At 64.5% G+C, this 20,782-nt stretch carries 16 protein-coding genes and 1 riboswitch; of the genes, 6 read left to right on the top strand and 10 right to left on the bottom strand.

All coding sequences use genetic code 11. The features are described 5' to 3' along the window. Nucleotides 1–2: 2 nt before the first annotated feature. The 10 genes from G7047_RS22395 to G7047_RS22350 form a co-directional block, all read right to left on the bottom strand. Nucleotides 3–929, bottom strand: coding sequence for an ABC transporter permease (locus tag G7047_RS22395; protein ID WP_166310143.1), 927 nt, complete (start codon nt 927–929; stop codon nt 3–5). Continuing rightward, on the bottom strand, nt 929–1,996 hold the full coding sequence (locus G7047_RS22390) for an ABC transporter permease (protein WP_166310142.1): 1,068 nt from the start codon (nt 1,994–1,996) through the stop codon (nt 929–931). The genes G7047_RS22395 and G7047_RS22390 overlap by 1 nt, the downstream gene beginning before the upstream one ends. Next, a complete protein-coding gene (locus G7047_RS22385; protein WP_166310140.1) occupies nt 1,993–3,549 on the bottom strand; it encodes an ABC transporter ATP-binding protein in 1,557 nt (518 codons plus the stop codon). Before G7047_RS22385 ends, G7047_RS22390 begins: the two co-directional genes overlap by 4 nt. Continuing rightward, a complete protein-coding gene (locus tag G7047_RS22380) occupies nt 3,549–4,541 on the bottom strand; it encodes a BMP family protein (protein ID WP_166310138.1) in 993 nt (330 codons plus the stop codon). The genes G7047_RS22385 and G7047_RS22380 overlap by 1 nt, the downstream gene beginning before the upstream one ends. A gap of 135 nt (nt 4,542–4,676) precedes the next feature. Further along, nucleotides 4,677–6,173, bottom strand: a complete 1,497-nt coding sequence (locus tag G7047_RS22375) for a M81 family metallopeptidase (protein WP_166310136.1) — start codon at nt 6,171–6,173, stop codon at nt 4,677–4,679. A 22-nt stretch (nt 6,174–6,195) separates the two neighbouring features. Then, nucleotides 6,196–6,918 (bottom strand): ABC transporter ATP-binding protein, encoded by a 723-nt coding sequence (locus G7047_RS22370; protein ID WP_166310134.1) that lies wholly within the window; start codon nt 6,916–6,918, stop codon nt 6,196–6,198. Beyond that, on the bottom strand, nt 6,915–7,712 hold the full coding sequence (locus G7047_RS22365) for an ABC transporter ATP-binding protein (RefSeq protein ID WP_166310132.1): 798 nt from the start codon (nt 7,710–7,712) through the stop codon (nt 6,915–6,917). The genes G7047_RS22370 and G7047_RS22365 overlap by 4 nt, the downstream gene beginning before the upstream one ends. Then, the gene (locus G7047_RS22360) at nt 7,709–8,713 is read right to left on the bottom strand and encodes a branched-chain amino acid ABC transporter permease (protein WP_166310130.1); all 1,005 of its coding nucleotides are present in this window, start codon (nt 8,711–8,713) and stop codon (nt 7,709–7,711) included. Before G7047_RS22360 ends, G7047_RS22365 begins: the two co-directional genes overlap by 4 nt. 18 nt (nt 8,714–8,731) lie before the next feature. Beyond that, nucleotides 8,732–9,592, bottom strand: a complete 861-nt coding sequence (locus G7047_RS22355) for a branched-chain amino acid ABC transporter permease (RefSeq protein WP_166310128.1) — start codon at nt 9,590–9,592, stop codon at nt 8,732–8,734. Between the two features lie 247 nt (nt 9,593–9,839). After that, the gene (locus tag G7047_RS22350) at nt 9,840–11,042 is read right to left on the bottom strand and encodes an ABC transporter substrate-binding protein (protein ID WP_166310126.1); all 1,203 of its coding nucleotides are present in this window, start codon (nt 11,040–11,042) and stop codon (nt 9,840–9,842) included. Between the two features lie 249 nt (nt 11,043–11,291). Here G7047_RS22350 and G7047_RS22345 point away from each other — a divergent pair, with 249 nt between their 5' ends. The 6 genes from G7047_RS22345 to G7047_RS22320 all read left to right on the top strand — a co-directional run bounded on the left by G7047_RS22345 (nt 11,292) and on the right by G7047_RS22320 (nt 20,778). Beyond that, entirely contained in the window at nt 11,292–12,209 is a 918-nt protein-coding gene (locus tag G7047_RS22345) for a FadR/GntR family transcriptional regulator (RefSeq protein WP_166310124.1), read from the top strand. 133 nt (nt 12,210–12,342) lie between these two features. Further along, entirely contained in the window at nt 12,343–13,338 is a 996-nt protein-coding gene (locus G7047_RS22340; RefSeq protein WP_166310122.1) for a tripartite tricarboxylate transporter substrate binding protein, read from the top strand. Between the two features lie 188 nt (nt 13,339–13,526). Then, nucleotides 13,527–13,783: riboswitch (cobalamin riboswitch) on the top strand. A 385-nt stretch (nt 13,784–14,168) separates the two neighbouring features. Then, a complete protein-coding gene (gene cobW / locus G7047_RS22335) occupies nt 14,169–15,230 on the top strand; it encodes a cobalamin biosynthesis protein CobW (protein WP_166310120.1) in 1,062 nt (353 codons plus the stop codon). A gap of 9 nt (nt 15,231–15,239) precedes the next feature. Then, a complete protein-coding gene (cobN, locus tag G7047_RS22330) occupies nt 15,240–19,040 on the top strand; it encodes a cobaltochelatase subunit CobN (RefSeq protein WP_166310118.1) in 3,801 nt (1,266 codons plus the stop codon). A 2-nt stretch (nt 19,041–19,042) separates the two neighbouring features. Further along, nucleotides 19,043–20,116: an ATP-binding protein gene (locus G7047_RS22325; protein WP_166310116.1), complete on the top strand. Its 1,074-nt coding sequence runs from the start codon at nt 19,043–19,045 to the stop codon at nt 20,114–20,116. A 38-nt stretch (nt 20,117–20,154) separates the two neighbouring features. Continuing rightward, a complete protein-coding gene (locus tag G7047_RS22320) occupies nt 20,155–20,778 on the top strand; it encodes a magnesium chelatase (protein ID WP_240939221.1) in 624 nt (207 codons plus the stop codon). Nucleotides 20,779–20,782: the final 4 nt, after the last annotated feature.

Below are 20,782 nucleotides of genomic sequence, written 5' to 3'. Positions count from 1 at the left end.
GATCAACGCTCTCCTTTGCGATAGGGTTTCATCAGCGCCTGTGGGTAGCTGGCGCGGCGCGCCATCACCACCAGCGCCAGGATCGACAGCAAATAGGGCAGCATCAGATAGATCTGATACGGCACGAGACCGCCGCTTGCGCCCTGCTGCAGTCGCAGTTGGAGCGCGTCGAAAAATGCGAACAGCAGCGCGCCGAGCAAGGCCTTGCCGGGGCGCCATGAGGCGAACACCACGAGGGCCACGCAGATCCAGCCGCGTCCGTTGATCATGTTGAAGAAGAACGCGTTGAACGCCGAGAGCGTGAGGAACGCGCCCGCCATGCCCATGATGGCCGAGCCCGCGACGATGGCGCCGGTGCGCATCCAGACCACGTTGATGCCCTGGCTTTCGGCGGCCTGCGGGCTCTCGCCGACCATGCGGATCGCGAGGCCCAGCGGCGTGCGCATCAGCACCCAGTAGAGCAGCGGCACGAGCAGCAGCGCGACCAGCGTGAGCGGCGTCTGCGCGTTGAGCACCGGAATCGGCAGCCAGTCCATGGCCGCGAAGGGCTCGATGGTGGGCGGCGTGTCTACCTTGGGGAACTTCACGCGGTAGGCGTAGTACGACAGCGCGGTCGCGAGCATGGTGATGCCGAGGCCGCAGACATGTTGCGACAGCGCGAGGCCCACGGTGAGAAACGCGTGCAGCAGCCCGAGCAGGCCGCCGACGAGCATCGCCGCGAGCACGCCGGTCCAGAGGCCATGACCGCTGTAGACCGTGATCCAGCCCGCGAACGCGCCCGCAACCATGATGCCTTCAATGCCGAGATTGAGCACGCCCGCGCGCTCGCACATCAGCACGCCGAGCGTGCCCAGAATCAGCGGCGTAGCCACACGCAGCACCGCAATCCAGAACGGCAGACTGGCCAGAGTATCGATGAGCTCCTGCATCAGCGGGCCCTCCACTGAATGCGGTATTGCGTCATGAGCGAGGCGATCAGCACGGCAATGAGCGCCGCCGCGACGATCACGTCGGCGATGTAGGTGGGCACGCCCACCGCGCGGCTCATGCTGTCGGCACCCACCTGGATGCCCGCGACCAGAATCGCCGAAGCCAGCACGCCGAGCGGCCGCAGGCCCGCGAGCATCGCGATCACGATGCCGGTGTAGCCGTAGCCGGGTGACAGGTCGAGCGTCACGTAACTGGAACGTCCCGCCACTTCGATGGCGCCCGCGAGACCCGCGACGCCGCCCGAGATCAGCGCCGTCATCACGATGGTGCGCAGCGTGCTCACGCCCGAAAACTTCGCGGCCTTGGGATTGGCGCCGGTGGCGCGGATGTCGAAGCCGAGCACCGTGCGCTCGAGCAGCAGCCACAGGGCCACGGCGAGCGCGGCGGCCCAGATCAGCCCGGTATGCAGGCGCGTGCCTTCCAGCAGGCGCGAGAGTTCCAGATCGGACTGCAGCGCCACGGTCTGCGGCCAGCCGAGCGCCATCGGGTCTTTCATCGGGCCGTCGAGCAGCGCGGACACGGCGAGTGCGGCGATGAAGTTCAGCAGCAGCGTCGTCACCACCTCGTCCACTCCGAGCTTGGACTTGAGCAGCGCAGGGCCGAGCAGCATGAGCGCACCGGCCACGGCTGCCGCCAGCATCATCAGCACGAAGAGCAGCGGCATGGGCAGATCGAAGCCTGCCCCGCCATGCATGCCCCCCACCGCAACCGCAGCGAGCGCGCCCGCGTAGAGCTGGCCCTCCGCGCCGATGTTGAACAGCCGCGCACGGAATGCGACCGCCACGGCGAGGCCGGTGAGGATCAGCGGAATCGCGCGGGTGAGCGTCTCGCTCCACGCGAACTTCGAGCCGAATCCGCCCTGCATCAGCAGCGCGAATGTCGCGCCCACGGGCTTGCCCGCCCACATCACCAGCAATGCCGCGACCAGCAGCGTGGCCGCCAGCGCGCACACTGGCGCCATCACGAACGCCGTGCGCGACAGCGTCTGTCTTTTTTCCAGTCTCATGCGACCGCTCCTGCCATCGCAAGGCCGATGCTCTGACGCGTCCAAGCGTCGGCTTCAAGTGCCTGCGTGAGATGGCCTTCGTGCATCACGGCAATGCGATCGCCCATGAGCATCACCTCATCCAGATCATCCGAAATCAGCAGCACCGCCGCACCCGCATCGCGGGCCGCCAGCAGCTTCTGCTGCACATAGTCGACTGCGCCAATGTCCAGACCCCAGGTGGGCTGGTGGGCGACGATCAGCACCGGCGGCGTTGCAGCGTCCGATGCGCTGAGCGCGCGACCGAGCACGAGCTTCTGCATGTTGCCGCCCGAGAGCGAGCGCGCGAGCGCATCGAGCCCACCGCCGCGCACATCGAAATCCTCGCTGATCTTCTGCGCCTTCAGGCGCGCCGCAGCACGCCTGACGAAACCGAAGCGCGTGAGCGCCGTGCGGGGCTGGTGCAGATATTCCGACACCGCGTTCTCCCACACCGGCAGATCGCCCACCACGCCCATGCCGTGCCGGTCGTCGGGAATGCGCGCCACGCCCAGCGCCACCAGCGGCGAGGGCTGCGTCGGCAGCGGTTTGCCGAGCAGCGTCGCGCGGCCTGCAGTGATGGCGACCATGCCCGAGAGCACGCTCGCCAGCGCCACCTGGCCGTTGCCGGACACACCGGCCACGGCCACGATCTCGCCCGCGCGGATCTCGAGCGAGGCACCTCGCAGCGCGTCGCGTCCTGCGGGTGTGTGCACTTTGTCGAGTTGGCAGACGACATCGCCCTGCGCCCGCGTGGGATGGCGCACGCCAGCCTGCACGCTGCGGCCCACCATGGCCGATGCGAGATCGGCCTGTGTCGCGCCCGCGCTTTGCATTTCTGCCACGAGTTTGCCGTGGCGCAGCACCGCGATGCGGTGCGACACGCGCAGCACTTCGGCGAGCTTGTGGCTGATGAAGATGATCGACAGGCCCTGCGCCACCATCTGCGAGAGCGTGTCGAACAGCGCCTCACTCTCCTGCGGGGTGAGCACGGCAGTCGGCTCATCGAGGATCAGGATGCGCGCGCCGCGATACAGCGCCTTCAGGATTTCCACGCGCTGGCGTTCGCCCACGCTCAGGTTGGCGACGCGCGCATCGGGATCGATCACGAGGCCGAACTGTTTCGACACGGCGGTCAGCTTCTCGCGCGCCGCTGCACGGTGCGAGAGCGGCGACCACAGCGACTCGGTGCCGAGCAGGATGTTGTCGAGCACCGTGAGGTTGTCCGCAAGCGCGAAATGCTGGTGCACCATGCCGATGCCGGCCGCCAGCGCCGCGCGCGGATTGCCCGATGGCAGTGCCTGACCGTGCACGCGGATGGTGCCCTCGTCGGCCACGTAGTGACCGAAGAGAATCGCCATCAGCGTCGATTTGCCCGCGCCGTTTTCACCCAGAAGCGCGAGCACCTCGCCCGCGCCAAGCGTGAGCGAGATGTCGTCGTTGGCCGTGAGAGACCCGAAGCGCTTGGTGATGTGGCTGAGTTCAAGAACCGGCGCGGGACTGTTGTTTGCGTCGGTCTTTCCGTCTTGTTGCATCAGGGCTTCGGTTGTGCGTCGTTGACCTTCACGGTGTACTTGCCCGCCAGGATTTCGGCCTGCTTGTCAGCCACCTTCTTCTTCAGATCGGCAGGCACCTTGGCTTCGAACGTGCCCAGTGGCGCGAGCGACGAGCCGCCCGGCTTCATCATCGAATACGGGCCGAAATCGGCGGCCTTGAATGTGCCGGACTTCACCTGCTTGATGGCCTCGTCCACGGTCGGCTGCATGTTCCACAGTGCGGAGGCGACCACGGTGTCGGGGTACTGCTCCTGCGTGTTGATCACGTTGCCGATGGCCAGCACCTTGCGTTCCTTGGCCGCATCGCTCACGCCGAAACGCTCGGCGTAGAGAATGTCCGCGCCCTTGTCGACCATCGCGAAGGCGGCTTCTTTGGCCTTTGGTGGGTCGAACCAGCTGTTGATGAAGGTGATGCTGAAGGTGACCTTGGGGTTCACCGAGCGCGCGCCGTCCATGAAGGCGTTCATCAGGCGGTTGACTTCAGGAATCGGGAAGCCGCCGACCAGGCCGATCTTGTTCGACTTGGTCATGCCGCCCGCAATCATGCCCGACAGGTACGAAGGCTCCTGGATGTAGTTGTCGAACACCGCGAAGTTGTTGCCCGTGGGCTTGCCCGACGAGCCCGCGACGAAGGCGATCTTCGGGAAGTCCTTGGCGACTTTGCGCGCTGCGGCCTCGACGCCGAACACCTCACCGAAGATCAGCTGCGAGCCGCCATTGGCATACTCGCGCATCACGCGTTCGTAGTCGGGGTTGGCGACGTTTTCCGTGGCCTTGTATTCGATCTCTCCGCGTGCCTCGGCAGCCTTCAATGCCAGATGAATGCGGCTGACCCATTGCTGCTCGAACGGCACGGTGTAGATGCCGGCGACCTTGATCTTGTCGGCAGCGAACACGGAGCTGGTGCCCAGGCTGGCAAGGGCGATGAGGCCGGCGGCAGCGAGGGTGGAACGGCGGGATAGGGACTTCATCGGGCACTTCCTTTCAACGTTGAGAAAGATGAAAAATCTGGGCAAACCCTCAATTATTTCTGCGCTCGGTCCCTGCTATAGGCCGCTCTCTGATGATTCTAGGCATCCATAACCGAAATGTATAAGGTCTAACCCTTATATGTCGCGATCCAATGGATACACCGGTCGATTCACGCGGGAGAAGACAAATCGCGAGTAGTCCGACGTCGTCACGCCGGGGCTGTCGCATTCGACCAGCCCAGCGGACAACGGCACAAAAACGGGCCTGCAATACATGCGCGATTTGAGGAGCAAGTAACGTGCCTTGGTCGGATCGACGTCCACGCAATGGAACACGCCAAGGTCCCAGGGCTCATGCGTCTGCTCGGTCACCACGATCTGCGCGCCGTCGATGTCGAGCAGCGCGCTCCGGCCCATGTGGCATTCCATGCCGTTGTAGATCGGGCCCGAGACGATGTACTTGCCATCACTGAGCTTGCGTACCACGCCGCGCAGTTGCGCGGGCTGCTTGTGCATGCCGAGGTGCGCGAGCGAGCGCTTGTTGCCGAGAGCGATGTCGACCTCAGCGTCTTCGCCTGCCGCGAACATCTGCGCGACCGCTTCCGGATCGCACAGCGGGCCGACCGCGATGCCTTTCATACCCAGCGCCAGTGCGGCTTGCAGCACGTCCATGGTGTCGCAGGTGCCGCCTGACATGCAGTTGTCGCCATGATCGAGCAGCAGCACCGGCTTGCCATCGGCGTGCGCCGCAAGCTGCTGCGCTTTGGCGAGCGAGGCCTCAAGTGGCTCGCTGTCGTAGACGAATTCCGCGCGGCGCTGCCACACGGCTTGATCGGCAAATGCGTTGATGACGGCTTGCTGCGCGCTCGCCGTTCCCTTCTTCACCGTGGCGACCACGCTCACGCAAGGTGCAGGAATGTCGGCCAGCGAAAAACCGCCGAACACCGACACCGCTGGCAGTCCCTCATTCATTTCCATTGCGGCGGCGCGCTCGCAGGCATCCTTCATCGGGCCGCTCAAAGTGGTGCTGCGCAGCGTGTGGCTCATCAGCGCGAGCGGCTTCCAGATCACCTCGTACTGCGCTTGGCCGCGCCACATCTCCAGCAGCAAGTGGCCCGCGTGCTCGCCGGTTTCATACATGTCGATGTGCGGGTAGGTCTTGAAACCCACGATCACATCGGCGTTGCGCACGATCTTCTCGGTGATGTTGCCGTGCAGATCGAGCGCCACGCCAATCGGCACGCCCGGCGCGGCCGCCGCGCGCACCCGTTCGAGCAGATCGCCTTCGCCGTCGTCGCTGTTCTCGGCCACCATCGCGCCGTGCAGATCGAGCAGGATGGCATCGCAGCCGGGAACGGCCTCGACGATGCGGCGCGTGAGTTCGTCATACGCGGCGGCATGCACCGGCCCGCTCGGGTTGGACATCGCGGAGACCGGCGTGACCAGCTCGGCGCCCTCGGCCTCGGCCAATTCGATGAATGCGGCCATCGCCGTGCGCATGCCTTTGTTGGCGCGATACGCGTCTTCGCCAAAGGTCGGCGCAAAGGCGTCGAGGGGCGTGGGGACGGGCGAGAACGTATTGGTCTCGTGATTCAGACGCGCGATCAGGAATTTTCTTCCGGGGGTACTCATTACTTCACTTCTCCGGCGTGTTTCACGCCATGCCAACACCAAGGTATCTGTCCTTCACCGCTTCGTCGGCGATGAACTCCGCGTTCGTCGCCTCGTGCACCACTGCGCCCTGCTCGATGATGTAGTGGCGATCTGCAAGCTGGGTGCAGACCTCGAGGTTCTGCTCGACCAGCACGATGGACACACCGGCCGCCTTGATCACCTTGAGCTGCGCGACGATCTCTTCGACGATCACCGGCGCGAGGCCTTCGACCGGTTCATCGAGCATCAGCAGGCGCGGCGCATTCATCAGCGCGCGGCCGATGGCCAGCATCTGCTGCTCCCCGCCCGAGAGCTGGCCACCGCCATTGGTTCGCCGTTCCTTGAGGCGCGGGAAGATGCGGTAGATGTCGTCCAACTGCCAGGGCGAAGACTTGCGCTGACCGAGCATCAGGTTTTCCTCAACGGTCAGCAGCTTGAAGACGCCGCGATGCTCGGGCACGAGGCAGATGCCGCGCTGCGCCACCTGGTGCGTGGCGAGCTTGCTGGTCACCGTGCCCGCAAAGCGGATCTGGCCCTGCGTGGGCAGCATCGCGCCCGCGATGCACTTGAGCGTCGTGGTCTTGCCCGCGCCGTTACGTCCGAGCAGCGTGACCAGCTCGCCATCGCTCACATGCAGCGAGACGCCCTGCAGCACATGGCTCTTGCCGTAGTGCGCGTGGATGCTTTCGACCTGAAGAAGCGGTGCGTTGCCAGTGGACGTCATGCCTTGCCTCCGGTGATCATGTTGCCCAAATAGGCCTTGCGCACCCGGTCATCGTTGCGGATGTCGTTGGGTAGACCCTCGGCCAGCACGCGGCCCTGCTGCATCACGGTGATGGTGTCGGAGATGTCCATGACGATGTTCATGTTGTGTTCGATGAGAACCACCGTGTGTTCGCGCTTGAGGCTCTGGATGAGATGCTTCATCTCGTCCAGATCGTCGATGCCCATGCCGGAGGTTGGTTCGTCAAGAAAGATGGCCTTGGGCTTGGCTGCAAGTGCCATGCCCACTTCGAGACGGCGCTGCTGGCCATGCGAGAGATTGCCTGCAGGTGTGTCGGCGAAACGCTCCATTCCAATTTTTATGAGCACGCTGGCGACGGTGTCTTTGCGTGCGAGATCGCCCACCGGCGCACGCCAGCAGTTGAGCGCCTGTATTGGCGCCACGCCCTGCGCCGCCAGACGCAGGTTCTCGCGCACCGGCAGCGTGAGGAACAGGCTGGTCACTTGGAACGAACGTGCCATGCCACGGCGCACGCGTACATGGTCTGGCTCGCGGGTTACGTCGTGCCCGTCAAAAACGATTTTTCCGCCACTCACCGTCTTGGTGCCGGTAAGCATGTGAAAGAGGGTGGTCTTGCCCGCGCCGTTGGGCCCGATCACGGAATGCACCGTATTGGCGCGAACCTTGATGTCCACACCGCCGAGCGCCACGAACTTGTCGTAGCGCTTCTCGACACCGACGGCTTCGAGCAGAACGAGGTTGCTGGAAGTGGTAGTTGTCGTTGCTGTTGTCATGCGTGGCCTCCCTTGGCATTGGCTTGCGAGGCCTTGCCATCACCTTCTTCATTGGATTTCTTGCCACGCGCCAGCTGCCACAGCTTCTGGCACAGACCCCAGAGGCCGCCCTGCATACCAAGGCTCACGATCATCAGCACCACGCCGAGAATCAGCAGCCAGCGCGGCCACAGCGTGGACAGCCAGTCGCCGAGCAGCACATAGAACGCCGCGCCGAGCAGCGAGGCGAGCAGGTTGCCGGTGCCGCCGATCACGGTCATCACGAGGATCATTTCGCTGGTGTGGTATTCGGCGTTCGACAGCGGCGCGATGCCGGTCATCAGCGCATGCAGCGCGCCTGCCAGACCCGTTACAGCCCCGGAGATCACGAAGGCCTGCAGTTTGAGCAGTCGCAGGTTGTAGCCCACGGCGGCGGCGCGCTCCTCGTTGTCGCGCACGGCCAGCAGCGTGCGGCCGAAGATCGAATCGCAGACGCGACGCAGCAGCCAGTAAACGATGAGGAACAGCACGGCCACGAAGCTGTAGTACTGCCATGGCGTCTCAAGCGGAATGATGGTCTGGCCGCCGAGCGTGAGCGACTTGCGCGGGATGTCCATGAGGCCGTTGTCACCGCCGGTCAGATCGCTCGCGCTGTAGGCGACGAAGTAGAACATCTGCGCGAACGCCAGCGTCAGCATCACGAAATAGGTACCCTTCTGGCGAATGGCGACCCAGCCGACGATGGCCGCGCCGATGCCGCCCATGACCACCGTCGCGAGCAGCGCGAGCGGCATCGAGATCGGCAGCCGCGTGAGCAGAATGCCGAGCGTGTAGCTGCCAAGGCCAAAGAACACGCCCTGGCCGAACGACAGCAGCCCCGTGTAGCCGAGCAGCAGATTGCAGGCCATGGCCGCTAGCGCATAGATCAGCACCTCGCTCGCGAGCGAGCCGGACTTCATGAACAGCGGCATCGCGACGACGATGGCCACCGCGATCAGGAATTGGTAATGCTTGGAATTCATGGTGTGGCGACCCTTACCTCAGATTTGGCGGCCCAGCAGGCCGTTGGGGCGCAGCAGCAGCACCGCCGCCATTGCCACATAGATCATCAGACTCGCTCCAGGCGGCCAGATCGTGCTCATTAGGCTCTGCACAATGCCGATCAGCAAGCCGCCCACCAATGCACCGCTGAAACTGCCGAGCCCCCCGACTACCACCACCACAAACGCGACGCCAAGTGCTTCCACTCCCATGAACGGACTCACGCCGCGTATCGGTGCGGCAAGCACCCCCGCCAATGCGGCAAGGCCCACACCCAAGCCGAACACCAGGCTGAAAATGCCCAGAATATTGGTGCCGAGCAATGACACCATCTCTGTCGATTCACTGCCCGCGCGCACGATGGAGCCAAGGCGCGTGCCCTCGAGCACCCACCAGATGATCACGGCCAGCACGGCAGTGAAGCCGATGACGAACAAGCGGTACTTGGGATAGATGAAGCTGCCCCACATGACCACGCCGCTCAGCAGATCGGGCGTGGGCACGCTGTCACCGAGCGGCCCCCAGATCATGATCACGACCTCCTGCACGACGAGTGCAAAGCCCACGGTGATGAGGATGTGGAACTCGTGCGGCTTGGCGTAGACATGGCGCAAGATCAGTTTTTCGGTGATCCAGCCGATGGCACCCACCGCTACGGGAACAACGACGAGAGACAGCCAGAAGCCCATGCCCCACTGGTTCATCTGGTAGCAGAAGTAGGCGCCGAGCAGGTAGAAGGTGCCGTGTGCGAAGTTGACGAAGCGCAGCAGGCCGAAGACGATCGACAGGCCTACCGCCAACAGGAAATACAGCATGCCGATGCCGATCCCGTTGATCGTCTGAAGCAGATAAATGCTCATGGGGAAGCTTCTATGTTTTGGGGCTTGCGAAGCCTTGCGGCTTCGATGGTTCATCGTTTGGAGGCGCCAAGACAGCCCTTCATGCGTCGTTGCTCACGCTTGCCGTACGAGAGTACTGTCTGCTCGTGAGACGCCTAGCCTGAAGGGCTGTCTTGTCGTTGTGGGGGGCGAATCGGAGCCCTGAACTCTGCATGCGCTGCTTGCGTGCAGGTTCGACGACAACTCTTTGTTGTTGCAGCTGTTGGGCTCAACCCATCTTGCAGCCGGTCTGATCCACCGGCAGGAACGACTTGCCGCTGCTCACGATGTCGGCGTAGTCGTCCTTGTTCTTCATCTTGGACTTGGCCTTGCCCTTAAGGAGGTAGTAGTTCTTGAGCACTTGGTGGTCGGCCTTGCGGATTTCTTCTTCGCCGGTGAGGCCCTGGTACTTCATGCCTTCCATGGCGGCGATGACGGCCTTGGTGTCTGCGGTGCCGGCCTTGATGATGGCGTCGATCATCAGCTTGGTGCAGATGTAGGAGCCAGCCAGGCTGTAGTTGGGGTTGAATTTGAACTTGTCGTTGCAGCGCTTGACGAGGTCCAGATTCTGCGGGGCGTCGACCGTATGCCAGTACTGCGCGCCGAAGTAGATGCCGTCGCAGAGGTCAGCGCCAAGCGATTCGAACTGCTCGAGGCCTGAGGCCCAGGCGATCAGGATCGTGGTGTTCTTGTTCATGCCGAAGCTGATGGCCTGGCGCAGGGTGTCGGACGATTGCTGGCCGAAGTTCAGGATCAGCAGCACGTCGGGCTTGGCCGCGACGGCATTGGTCAGGTAGCCGCTGAATTCCTTTTCGGTGAGCGAGTGGTAGCTATTGCCCACATGCTCGATACCGCGTTCCTTGAAGATGTTCTTGGCTGCCGTCAGCAGGCCGTCGCCGAACACGTATTGCGGCGTGATGGTGTAGACGCGCTTGGCCTTGGGGTGCGCGTCCAGCAGTGGGCGCACGGTCTGTTCGATGGCACCGAAAGTGGGCACGGACCAGCGGAATGTGGCGCTGTTGCAGTCCTTGCCGGTGATTTCGTCGGCACCCGCAGTGGTGATGAAGATGCCTCCGGCCTTCTCGGCTTCCTTGCCCATGGCGAGCGATTCGGACGACAGGATGCCGCCCGCGAAGAACTTCGTGCCCTGCTGCGAGGCGTCCTGCACCTTGCGGATGGCGGTGGCGGGCTTGCCTTCGGTGTCTAGCAGCGTGTAGCCGAGCGGACGGTTCAAGGCCTTGCCGTATTGCTCAATCGCGAGCTTCATGCCCAGATCGGCGAACTTGCCATTCGCGGCGAACGCACCGGACATGGGCACGGGGCAGCCGAACTGGATAGTGTCTTTGGCCTGTGCCCACGCGCTGTGCGTGAGACCGAGAGAGGCTGGCAGAGCGCCGAGCGCGGACATTTGCAGGAAGTTGCGACGTTGCATGAGGGTGTCTCCAGGGTTGAATCGAGGCCCGTATGGCCTGCTTTGTTATCGGAGCACGATGCGTGCCAGAACCGGCTGCACCACTCCTGCTCCTCAAATCCTATTTATAGTGACAAATAGAACAAATATGACGCGGACAAACCCTAGAGGCTGGTGATAACGCGCGTTCGCGGTGCATACTGATTGCGCGATGCGAAAGCTCGTGCACATGGCCCGCCGCATCTGGCCTGACAGAACAAAAGCTCCGATATGGCAACCAAGAAGTCTTCTTCACCGATGGCGATCAAGCAGCTCAAGCGCTCTGATCTGGTCGCGCAGGAAATCAAGCGCATGATCACCGAGAAGAATCTCAGCCCCGGTGACCGGCTGCCGCGCGAGAGCGAATTGCAGGCGCAGTTCGAGGTGAGCAAGGGCACCATCCGCGAGGCGCTCAAGTCGCTCGAGGTGCAGGGGCTGATCACCATTTCCACCGGCCCGTCGGGCGGGGGAACCATCGTCGAGGTGCCGCTTGATCGCACGCTGCAGTTCATGCAGAACTACCTGTTCTTCAAGGAAGTCACGATCGACGACATCTACGCGGTGCGCATGATGCTCGAGCCCGAACTCGCGGCCGGTGCCGTGCCGCATCTCACTGAGGCGGATTTCGAGGCGCTTGAGCACAGCATCGTCTGCTGCGATCCCACCTCGAGTCACGAAGACCTGATCATGCAGCGCCGTGAAGACGTGAACTTTCACGACATCCTCGCGGCCGCCAATCCCAATCCGTTTCTGCGCTTCACCTGTGAGCTGATCAACGAGATGATCCGCCAGCTCATCGTCTTCGGTAACCGCACGCCGCAGACCGAGCACCGTCGCTTCGGCGAGGAGAACGCGAACTACCACCGCGACATCGTTGAGGCAGCGCGCGCACGCGACAGCGAGCGGGTGCGCGCCCTCATGCTGCAGCACATGCAGGATGCGACGCGCTCCGTCAAGCGCATGAAGGGGCGCATCCAGGGGCGCCTGATCCTCGATGCGGACAACCTGCGCAGTCCACGCGCGGCGGTGACACTGACGACGCGTACTCCTGCTTCAACGCCCGCTGCAAAACCTGCGTCCGCGCATGTCCCTGCGGCTCAAAAGACAGCCAAACCGCGCGCCACCAAGAGCGGTACGAAAGTTGCTTGATCCGGTCGATCTGGCATTCCTTAGTCGCGTCTGGAGGGGGAGGATGCCAAACCCCTGTTTCCGGTAGGAATTCACAGACGCACTGATAAGCTCGCGCGCCGCGAGAACCATCCTATTTTTCCGCGAGGAGCACATGTCCCTTTCCCCACGTAGCGCACTGCGCGCCGTTGCTGCTGCAGCCGCAGTTTTGTCCGCATTCGCCACACCGCTGGCTCAGGCCGATAACGGGGCCTATCCGAACAAGCCGATCCGCCTGATCGTGCCCTATGCCGCAGGTGGATCGACCGACATCATTGGTCGACTGCTCGCACAGAAGTTGAGCGAGAACATGGGCGTCTCCGTGGTGGTGGACAACAAGCCCGGCGCCAACGGCACCATCGGCTGCGACTACGTCGCCAAGCAACCGGCCGATGGCTACACCCTTATCCTCGGCGACGTGGGCTGCATGGCCATGGCACCGGGCCTCTACGCCAAGCTGCCTTATAACCCGCTCAAAGATTTCAGCGTGGTCAGCCTCGTAGGCCGCAGCCCGCTGGTGCTTACCGTGGGCAGCAAGAGCCCGCTCAAGTCGGTGGCCGATCTGACCGCCGCCGCCAAGGCCTCTCCCGGCAAGCTGAACTTTCCTTCGTCGGGCACCGGCGGCCCGAACCATCTCGGCGCCGAGCTGTATGCGATGCAGGCCAACGTGAAGGTCACTCACGTGCCCTACAAGGGCAGCGCGCCGTCCGTGGTGTCGCTCGTGGCTGGGGAGACCGACTTCGGGTTTCTGACCGCCGTGACGATCAACTCGCAGCTCAACGCGGGCAACGTGAAGGCCTTGGCCGTTGCTCACACCGAACGCTTGCCCGCCATGCCCAACGTGCCCACGTTCATCGAGCAAGGTCTGAAGGGCTTTACAGCAGACGCGTGGTTCATGGCATCCGTGCCCGCAGGCACGCCGCAGCCCGTTGTGGACCGCCTCTACAAGGAAATCGCCAAGGCTCTGCCGGACGCCGAAGTGAAGGCCAAGTTCGATTCGGCTGGCGTGCTGCCTTCGGGCATGGACCCCAAGGCATCGACCGCCTTCCTGAACGATGAAGTCAACAAGTGGCGTGCAGTGATCAAGACTGCAAACATTACTCTCGATTGATTCGAGTACTTTTGTAGCTGACACAAAGGCCAGTGCCGCTCGAGTGGATCGACGGCACTGGCCTTTTTGCATTCATGGTCCGCAGCATCAAGCCTGCAGCGATATGAACGATAATCGCCCTCGGCGCACCGGCCAACCAGTCGGCGCGTCAGATTCGAAGGTGCCCACGTGCCCTTGCAAGCGTCCGATCCGGCGGCTGCATAGGGAGTTCACAGGGTTCAACGAGAAGCAGGTGCGCGGCCTTTCCTTTCATAAGACCGCAATTCCTGCGCTGCCCCCGCAACGGTAGGCGAAATCTCAGGTCCACAGGCTGTGTCGGCGTTGGCTGACCAGCAGTCACTGCGCTGTTCTTTGCTGCGTGGGAAGGCGTTGGACTGAGTCTGCATGTCATGGCACTGCAGATGTTTCGCAAGCCCGGATACCGGCCTTCGCATCGCTTCGGACACCGCGGGAGTGTGCATGTCCGGGCAGGCTGGTGCAGCACTGAAAGCGTGTGGCCGGGTCGATGCCTTCGATCCGCAGAACGAACGCTTCACACGGGCTGCATGTGGCCCTGTCCGGCGGCGCGATTGCGCGGTGTGTGTGGATTCAACCCCATCACTCATCGGACCTCGCGGGTGTGCGAAGTCCGGGAAACGACATCGCATGCGCTACCGCTCTGGCCTGCCCGCTTCCACGCGGCATGGCCCACTGAATTTCATCTCTCACCTGCCGATGTGCACATCGCCGTGCGCATCGATTTCGGCTGCGCGCTTGTCGCACGCGGCCCGCTCTGCAGTTCCTTTTTCTCTTCTTCCTCACCTTCCCCTTTCGCTCGCAGGAGTCACGCCATGAACACCGCCAAAATCCCCGCCACCATCGTCACCGGCTTTCTGGGCAGCGGCAAGACCACGCTGCTGCGCCATATTCTGGACAACGCCAATGGCCGCCGCATCGCGGTGGTGGTCAACGAGTTTGGTGAACTCGGCATCGATGGCGAGATTCTCAAGGGCTGCGGCATCGGCTGCGACGACAGCGGCAACGAGGTGCAGGGCACGCTCTACGAGCTGGCCAACGGCTGCATGTGCTGCACGGTGCAGGAGGAATTTTTCCCGGTCATGAAGGAGCTGGCCGCGCGCCGCGACCAGATTGACGCGGTGCTGATCGAGACCTCGGGCCTGGCGCTACCCAAGCCGCTGGTGCAGGCCTTCCAGTGGCCCGACATCTCGAACGTGTTCACCGTCGATGCGGTGGTGACCGTGGTGGATACGCCCGCTGCTGCCGCAGGCCAGTTCGCGGCACACCCCGAAGCGGTGGATGAACAGCGCCGCGCCGATCCCAATCTGGACCATGAATCGCCGCTGCACGAGCTGTTCGAAGACCAGCTCGGCGCCGCCGATCTGGTAGTGCTCAACAAGACCGATGCGGTCGATGCGGCGGCTCTTGCAAAGGTGCAGGCCATGGTGCGCGAGGAGCTGCCCGCCGAGGTGAAGATCGTGCACGCATCGCATGGCCGCCTGCCGCTCGATGTGTTGCTGGGTCTGTCGAAGGCGGCCGAGACCACCATCGACCTGCGCCCCACGCACCACGATCACGACGAGGACCATGACCATGACGAGTTCGACTCGTTCGTGATCGAGCTGCCCGCCGTGGATCGCGACAAGCTGCTGGCTGCCGTCGAGCAGTTGGTCGGCACCCACGACATCCTGCGCGTGAAGGGCTTTGCGCACGTGCCGGGCAAGGCCATGCGCTGGCTGCTGCAGGGCGTGGGCCGCCGCATCGACACGCATTTCGACCGCGCCTGGAAGGCGGATGAAGAGCGCACCACGCGCCTCGTCTTCATCGGCCAGAATCTCGACGAGGCCGCGCTGCGCGCAGGTCTTGCGGGCGTGGCGGCGGACGTGACGGCATAAGGGACCGGAATGCATCTGCTCAGCACCCGCCCCGGCGGTTTCGTCGAGGACGAAAGCATCGTCACGCGTCTTGAACAGACGCCTGCCGACATCGTCATCCTCAGCTCCGCCGACACCACGCTCGCGTTGCTCGCGCAGGCCTGCGCCGCGCTCAGCGAACAGCAGCCGGGCTTCCCGAGCATCCGCCTGGCCAATCTGTTGCACCTGCGCCAGCCCGCGTCGCTCGACCTGTATGTGGACGAGGTGCTGCAGCATGCCAAGGTGGTCGTGGTCGATCATCTCGGCTCCGAATCCGCGTGGCCGTATGGCGTGCAGCAGATCCATGCGCTCGCGCACCAGCGCAAGCAGAAGTTGGCGATGTTCTCGGGTGATCTGCAGGAAGACCTGCAACTGCTTGAGCGCAGCACGCTCGCGCTGCCGGTCTGTCGCCTGCTGTGGCAATACCTGCGCGCGGGCGGCATCGAGAATGCGCAGGCATTTGTGCGCGCCGTAGCCTTCCACGGGCTCGCGCAGGGCAACGAGCCACCGCCGCCGCGCACCCTGCCGCAGATCGCTGTGCATGTGCCGACCGCACTGTGCGCATCGCATGCGATCGCGGGGCTCGATGACCTGCGTGCGGCGTGGCATGACGGTGGGCCGGTGGTGGCGATCACCTTCTACCGCGCCCACCTGCTGTCTGCCAACACGGCGGCGTTTGATGCGCTGGCGTTGGCCCTGCATGCGCGCGGGTTGAACCCGCTGCCGGTGGCGCTCGACTCGCTCAAGGATGCGCTGTGCCTTGCCGCCTTCCGCGCGCTGTGCGACGAGCAGAATGTGGCGCTGGTGATGAACACCACCGCTTTCTCTGCGGTAGGCGAGGGCGCGGCGCTTGCGGGCGATGCGCCGGTGCTGCAGGTGATCGCGAGCGGCGGCAACCGCGAGGACTGGCTGGCCGACAGTCAGGGCCTGCGCCCGCGCGACATCGCGATGCAGGTGGTGCTGCCTGAGATGGACGGCCGCATCATCACGCGCGCGGTGAGCTTCAAGGGCCTGTCGTACCGCTGCCCGATCACGCAGACCGACGTAGTGGCATACCAGCCCGAGCCCGACCGCGTGGACTTCGTCGCCGAGTTGGCCGAGCGCTGGTGCCGCCTGCGCAGCAAGCCTGCGGCCGAAAAACGCATTGCGCTGGTGCTCGCCAACTACCCCGGAAGTGAGGGTCGTATCGGCAGCGGCGTGGGGCTGGACACGCCGCAATCGGTGATCACCATTGTGCGGGCGCTTGCACGCAGTGGCTATGCGCTTGGTGACGAGAACGCGCTGCCGGAGAACAGCGATGCGCTCATGCAGGCGCTGCTTCAGGGCATCGCCAACGACCCGTCGCAATGGCCGCTGCGCCCCGCGATGCAGAGCTATGCGCTGGCCGACTACGAGCGGCGGCTCGCCGGGCTCGCGCCCGAAATGGCCGAGGCGATCCAAGCGCGCTGGGGCAGGCCCGAGGCCGATCCCGCGCTGCGCGACGGGCGCTTCATGATCGCGGGCCTGCGCCTCGGTTCGGTGTTCGTCGGCATCCAGCCCGCGCGCGCGTTGCTCAATGACGGCAAGGGCATGGGGGCGCAGGACTATGCGAGTTATCACGACGCCGAGCTGGTGCCGCCGCACAGTTATCTGGCGTTCTACTTCTGGCTGCGCGATGTGTGGCGCGTGGACGCGATGGTGCATGTAGGCAAGCACGGCAATCTGGAATGGCTGCCGGGCAAGAGCCTCGCGCTGTCGGCGCAGTGCTGGCCCGATGCGATTCTCGGTCCGCTGCCGCATCTCTATCCGTTCATCGTCAACGATCCCGGCGAGGGCGCGCAGGCCAAGCGCCGCAGTCAGGCGGTGATCATTGACCACCTGATGCCGCCGCTCACCCGTGCGGAAAACCACGGGCCGTTGCAGGATCTGGAGCGGCTGGTGGACGAGTTCTACGATGCGTTGCTGGTCGATCAGCGCCGCGCGGAGCTGCTGCGCAAGCAGATCCTCGCCATCGTGCGTCAGCAGCATCTGCTCAAGGATCTGGCCATCGAACCCGCGCAGGCCAGCGACGACGATGCGCTGCTTGAACGCATCGACGCCTATCTCTGCGAACTCAAGGAAACGCAGATCCGCGATGGGCTGCATGTCTTCGGCCAGTCGCCCGAGGGCAGGCAGCGGCGCGACACCTTGCTCGCGCTTGCTCGCTACCCATCGGGCGGCGCGCAGACGGGCATTCTGCAGGCGCTTGCCAACGATCTGCTGACCGCCGATTTCGATCCGCTGCGCATCGAGCCCGCGCGTGCGTGGACGGGCCCGCGCCCCGCTGCGCTGCAGGCCGTGAGCGATGAGCCATGGCGGCACGAGGGCGACACACGCGAGCGCCTCGAACTGTTGGCGACGGCGGTGATCGAGTCGCCGGAGATGGCGAACGGGTGGCCGCACACACGCGCTGCCGTGGAGCATGTACAGGACACGCTGGCCCCCGCGCTCGACGCTTGCGGCGAGCAGGAGCTCATGCAGTTGCTGCGCGGCCTTGAAGGCAAGTTCGTGCCCGCAGGGCCGAGTGGATCGCCCTCACGTGGACGTCCCGACGTCTTGCCGACCGGCCGCAATTTCTACACGCTCGACAGCCGTGCGATCCCGACGCAATCGGCGTGGGAACTCGGCCAGCAGGCTGCGAAGAATGTGCTGGAGCGCTATCTGCAGGACAACGGTGAGTACCCGCGCACGCTGGGGCTGTCGGTCTGGGGAACGGCCACTATGCGCACCGGCGGCGACGATATCGCGCAAGCCTTTGCGCTGATAGGCGTGCGCCCCAAGTGGGCGGCGGGCAGTCACCGCGTGGTGGACTTCGAGGTGATTCCGCGCGTGGGCTTGGGCCGTCCGCGCGTCGACGTCACGCTGCGCATCTCGGGCTTTTTCCGCGATGCGTTTCCCAACGTCGTGCAGATGTTCGATGCGGCGGTGCAGGCGGTTGAGGCGCTCGACGGTGAAGACGCAGAAGAGAATCCGATCCGCGCGCGCATCGAGCAGGAGCGCGCCGATCTCAAGGCGCGCGGCATGGACGATGCTGCGGCGCTGCGTCAGGCGAGCTGGCGTGTGTTCGGGGCTCCGGCGGGGCACTACGGCTCGGGGCTGCAGGGGTTGTTCCAGACCGGCGCGTGGCAGAGCGAGGACGATCTCGCGCGTGCCTATCTGCAGTGGAGCGCGTTCGCCTACGGGCAGGACGGCGATGGCGTGCCCGCACTTGGTGCGCTCAAAGCGAGGCTGGGGCAGCTCGATGTCGCGCTGCAGAATCAGGACAGCCGCGAGCATGACGTGCTTGATTCGAGCGACTATTTCCAGTTTCAGGGCGGCATGGCGGCGGCGGCCACGCATCTCTCGGGCAGGCAACCGGCGCTGTACCACGGCGACCATGCGAACCCGCAGCATGCGCGCGTGCGCAGCCTTGGCGAAGAAATCGGCCGCGTGGTGCGCGCGCGTGTGACCAATCCCAAATGGATCGCGGGTGCCATGCGCCACGGTTACAAGGGCGCGTTCGAGATGGCCGCGACGGTGGACTATCTGTTCGGCTTTGATGCCACCACGCACCAGGTCGCCGATCATCACTACGCAATGGTCACAGACGCCTATCTGCTTGATGCGCACACGCGCAATTTTCTCGAACAGCACAATCCCGACGCGCTGCGTGACATGACAACGCGCCTGCTCGAGGCCGTGCAGCGTGGCCTGTGGGAAGAACCGGGCGAGTATCGCGAGAAGCTTGAAGACCTGCTGCTCGACCATGAGCAGCGCATGGAAGGAGGTCGATGATGATGACCACAGACACTGGCCTTGCGACCTTGCCGCCGCTGTTCCCGTTCGCCGCAATTGCGGGTCAGCCCGAGCTGCGCCTTGCGCTGCTGCTCGCGGCGCTTGATCCGCGTATCGGCGGCGTACTGGTGGAGGGCCCGCGTGGCACGGCCAAGTCGACCGGTGCACGTGCGCTGGCTGAGCTGCTGCCCGATGCGCCCTTCGTCACGCTGCCGCTCGGTGCGACGCTCGAGCATCTGGTCGGCACGCTCGATCTGCAGCAGGCGCTGGCCGCAAACGCGGTGCGCTTTGCGCCGGGGCTGCTCGCCCGCGCGCATGGCGGTGTGCTCTATGTGGACGAGATCAATCTGTTGCCCGATGCGCTCGTCGATGTGCTGCTCGACGCGGCCGCGAGCGGCGTCAACGTGATCGAGCGCGACGGCATCTCGCACAGCCACGCGGCGCGCATCGTGCTGGTCGGCACGATGAATCCGGAGGAGGGCACGCTGCGGCCGCAGCTACTCGACCGGCTGGGGCTGTGCGTGCGGCTTGAGAACGTGAGCGATGTGGCGCTGCGCCAGGAGATCGTGCGCTTGCGCCTGGCTTTCGATGCCGACCCCGAAGCGCTGCGCGCGCGCTATGCGGGTGAGCAGCAACGCCTGAGCGCGCGATTGAAGGTTGCAATGCAACGCCTTGGCAACCACAGCGCTCTGCCTTTGAACGACGCCGTGCTGCAGGCCGCGAGCGAGCTGTGCATCGCCGCGCAGGTCGATGGCATGCGCGCCGATCTCGTGCTGCTGCGTGCCGCGCGCGCGTTTGCGGCGTGGAGCGAGGCGGAGGACGTATTGCCCGAACATGTGCATGCGGTCGCGGAGCTGGTGCTCGCGCACAGACGCAAGCCGGCCGCGGCGACGGGGCAACAGCCTGCTGTGAGCGAAGCCCCGCCAACGTCATCGACAACACCTTCGAACGAGAACAGCGCGCAGGACAACGACTGGGGTTATCTGCCCGCACAGCCCGTTCCCGTGCAACGCAATGCGCAAGCTTCGCCGTTGCTGCCGCGTCGCATGGAAGAGCCCGCCACAAAAAAAGCCTGAGCCCTCGCGCCGCGCCGCAGGCCCTGGCGGGGCAAGTGGTGCGGGCGCAGAGGGCACAGCCGGATTCAAACAAGCGCTCGCGCCATCCTGCGGAAAATCCGTCCACCAGCGTCGACTGGCCGCGCACGCTGGCCATGCGCGGTGCAGAGGCCTTGGCGCTGGAGCATCTGCGCTTTCATGGCAAGGAGCTCGTTACGGGCCGTCTGCATTGCGTGCTGCTGGATTGCTCGTCATCGATGGTGACAACGGGTGCGCTCGCGCGCGCCAAGGGCGTGTTGCTTGACCTTTTCCGCGAGGCCTATCTGCGCCGCGAGCATGTCGCGCTGATCTGCTTTGGTGGTGAAGGCGTGCAGTTGCGGCTCGCGCCTTGCAAGGCCGGGGCGTGGAACGACGATTGGGTCGCGCCCATTGGCGGGGGCGGTGGCACGCCGCTGGTCGAGGCGCTCAGGCGCGCGGATGAATTGCTGGCCGTGCATGGCGGCGGTGGTTCGGAAGGCTGGTTGTGGCTGATGAGCGATGCCCGCACGCGCGAGCTGCCCAAGCGGCCCGCGCATGCCGACGCGATCCGCGTGCTCGATTTCGAATCGGGCCGCGTGCGCCTGCAGCGCGCGCAGATGCTGGCGGATGCATGGGACGTGCCCTGCCTTCCCTGCAACGGCTGAGCGC

The organism is Diaphorobacter sp. HDW4A, assembly GCF_011305995.1.
Classification (GTDB): Bacteria; Pseudomonadota; Gammaproteobacteria; order Burkholderiales; family Burkholderiaceae_C; genus Diaphorobacter_A.
The sequence above is the reverse complement of the archived record's forward strand: the minus strand, read 5'-3'. Positions and strand labels throughout refer to the sequence as shown.

Bases quoted from the DNA above. Each gene is read 5' to 3' on its own strand.
- G7047_RS22355 (WP_166310128.1), bottom strand. From the start codon at position 9,592: ATGAGCATTTATCTGCTTCAGACGATCAACGGGATCGGCATCGGCATG.
- G7047_RS22360 (WP_166310130.1), bottom strand. From the start codon at position 8,713: ATGAATTCCAAGCATTACCAATTCCTGATCGCGGTGGCCATCGTCGTC.
- G7047_RS22395 (WP_166310143.1), bottom strand. From the start codon at position 929: ATGCAGGAGCTCATCGATACTCTGGCCAGTCTGCCGTTCTGGATTGCG.
- G7047_RS22380 (WP_166310138.1), bottom strand. From the start codon at position 4,541: ATGAAGTCCCTATCCCGCCGTTCCACCCTCGCTGCCGCCGGCCTCATC.
- G7047_RS22365 (WP_166310132.1), bottom strand. From the start codon at position 7,712: ATGACAACAGCAACGACAACTACCACTTCCAGCAACCTCGTTCTGCTC.
- G7047_RS22375 (WP_166310136.1), bottom strand. From the start codon at position 6,173: ATGAGTACCCCCGGAAGAAAATTCCTGATCGCGCGTCTGAATCACGAG.
- G7047_RS22370 (WP_166310134.1), bottom strand. From the start codon at position 6,918: ATGACGTCCACTGGCAACGCACCGCTTCTTCAGGTCGAAAGCATCCAC.
- G7047_RS22325 (WP_166310116.1), top strand. From the start codon at position 19,043: ATGACCACAGACACTGGCCTTGCGACCTTGCCGCCGCTGTTCCCGTTC.
- G7047_RS22350 (WP_166310126.1), bottom strand. From the start codon at position 11,042: ATGCAACGTCGCAACTTCCTGCAAATGTCCGCGCTCGGCGCTCTGCCA.
- G7047_RS22340 (WP_166310122.1), top strand. From the start codon at position 12,343: ATGTCCCTTTCCCCACGTAGCGCACTGCGCGCCGTTGCTGCTGCAGCC.
- G7047_RS22390 (WP_166310142.1), bottom strand. From the start codon at position 1,996: ATGAGACTGGAAAAAAGACAGACGCTGTCGCGCACGGCGTTCGTGATG.
- G7047_RS22345 (WP_166310124.1), top strand. From the start codon at position 11,292: ATGGCAACCAAGAAGTCTTCTTCACCGATGGCGATCAAGCAGCTCAAG.
- cobW (WP_166310120.1), top strand. From the start codon at position 14,169: ATGAACACCGCCAAAATCCCCGCCACCATCGTCACCGGCTTTCTGGGC.
- cobN (WP_166310118.1), top strand. From the start codon at position 15,240: ATGCATCTGCTCAGCACCCGCCCCGGCGGTTTCGTCGAGGACGAAAGC.
- G7047_RS22385 (WP_166310140.1), bottom strand. From the start codon at position 3,549: ATGCAACAAGACGGAAAGACCGACGCAAACAACAGTCCCGCGCCGGTT.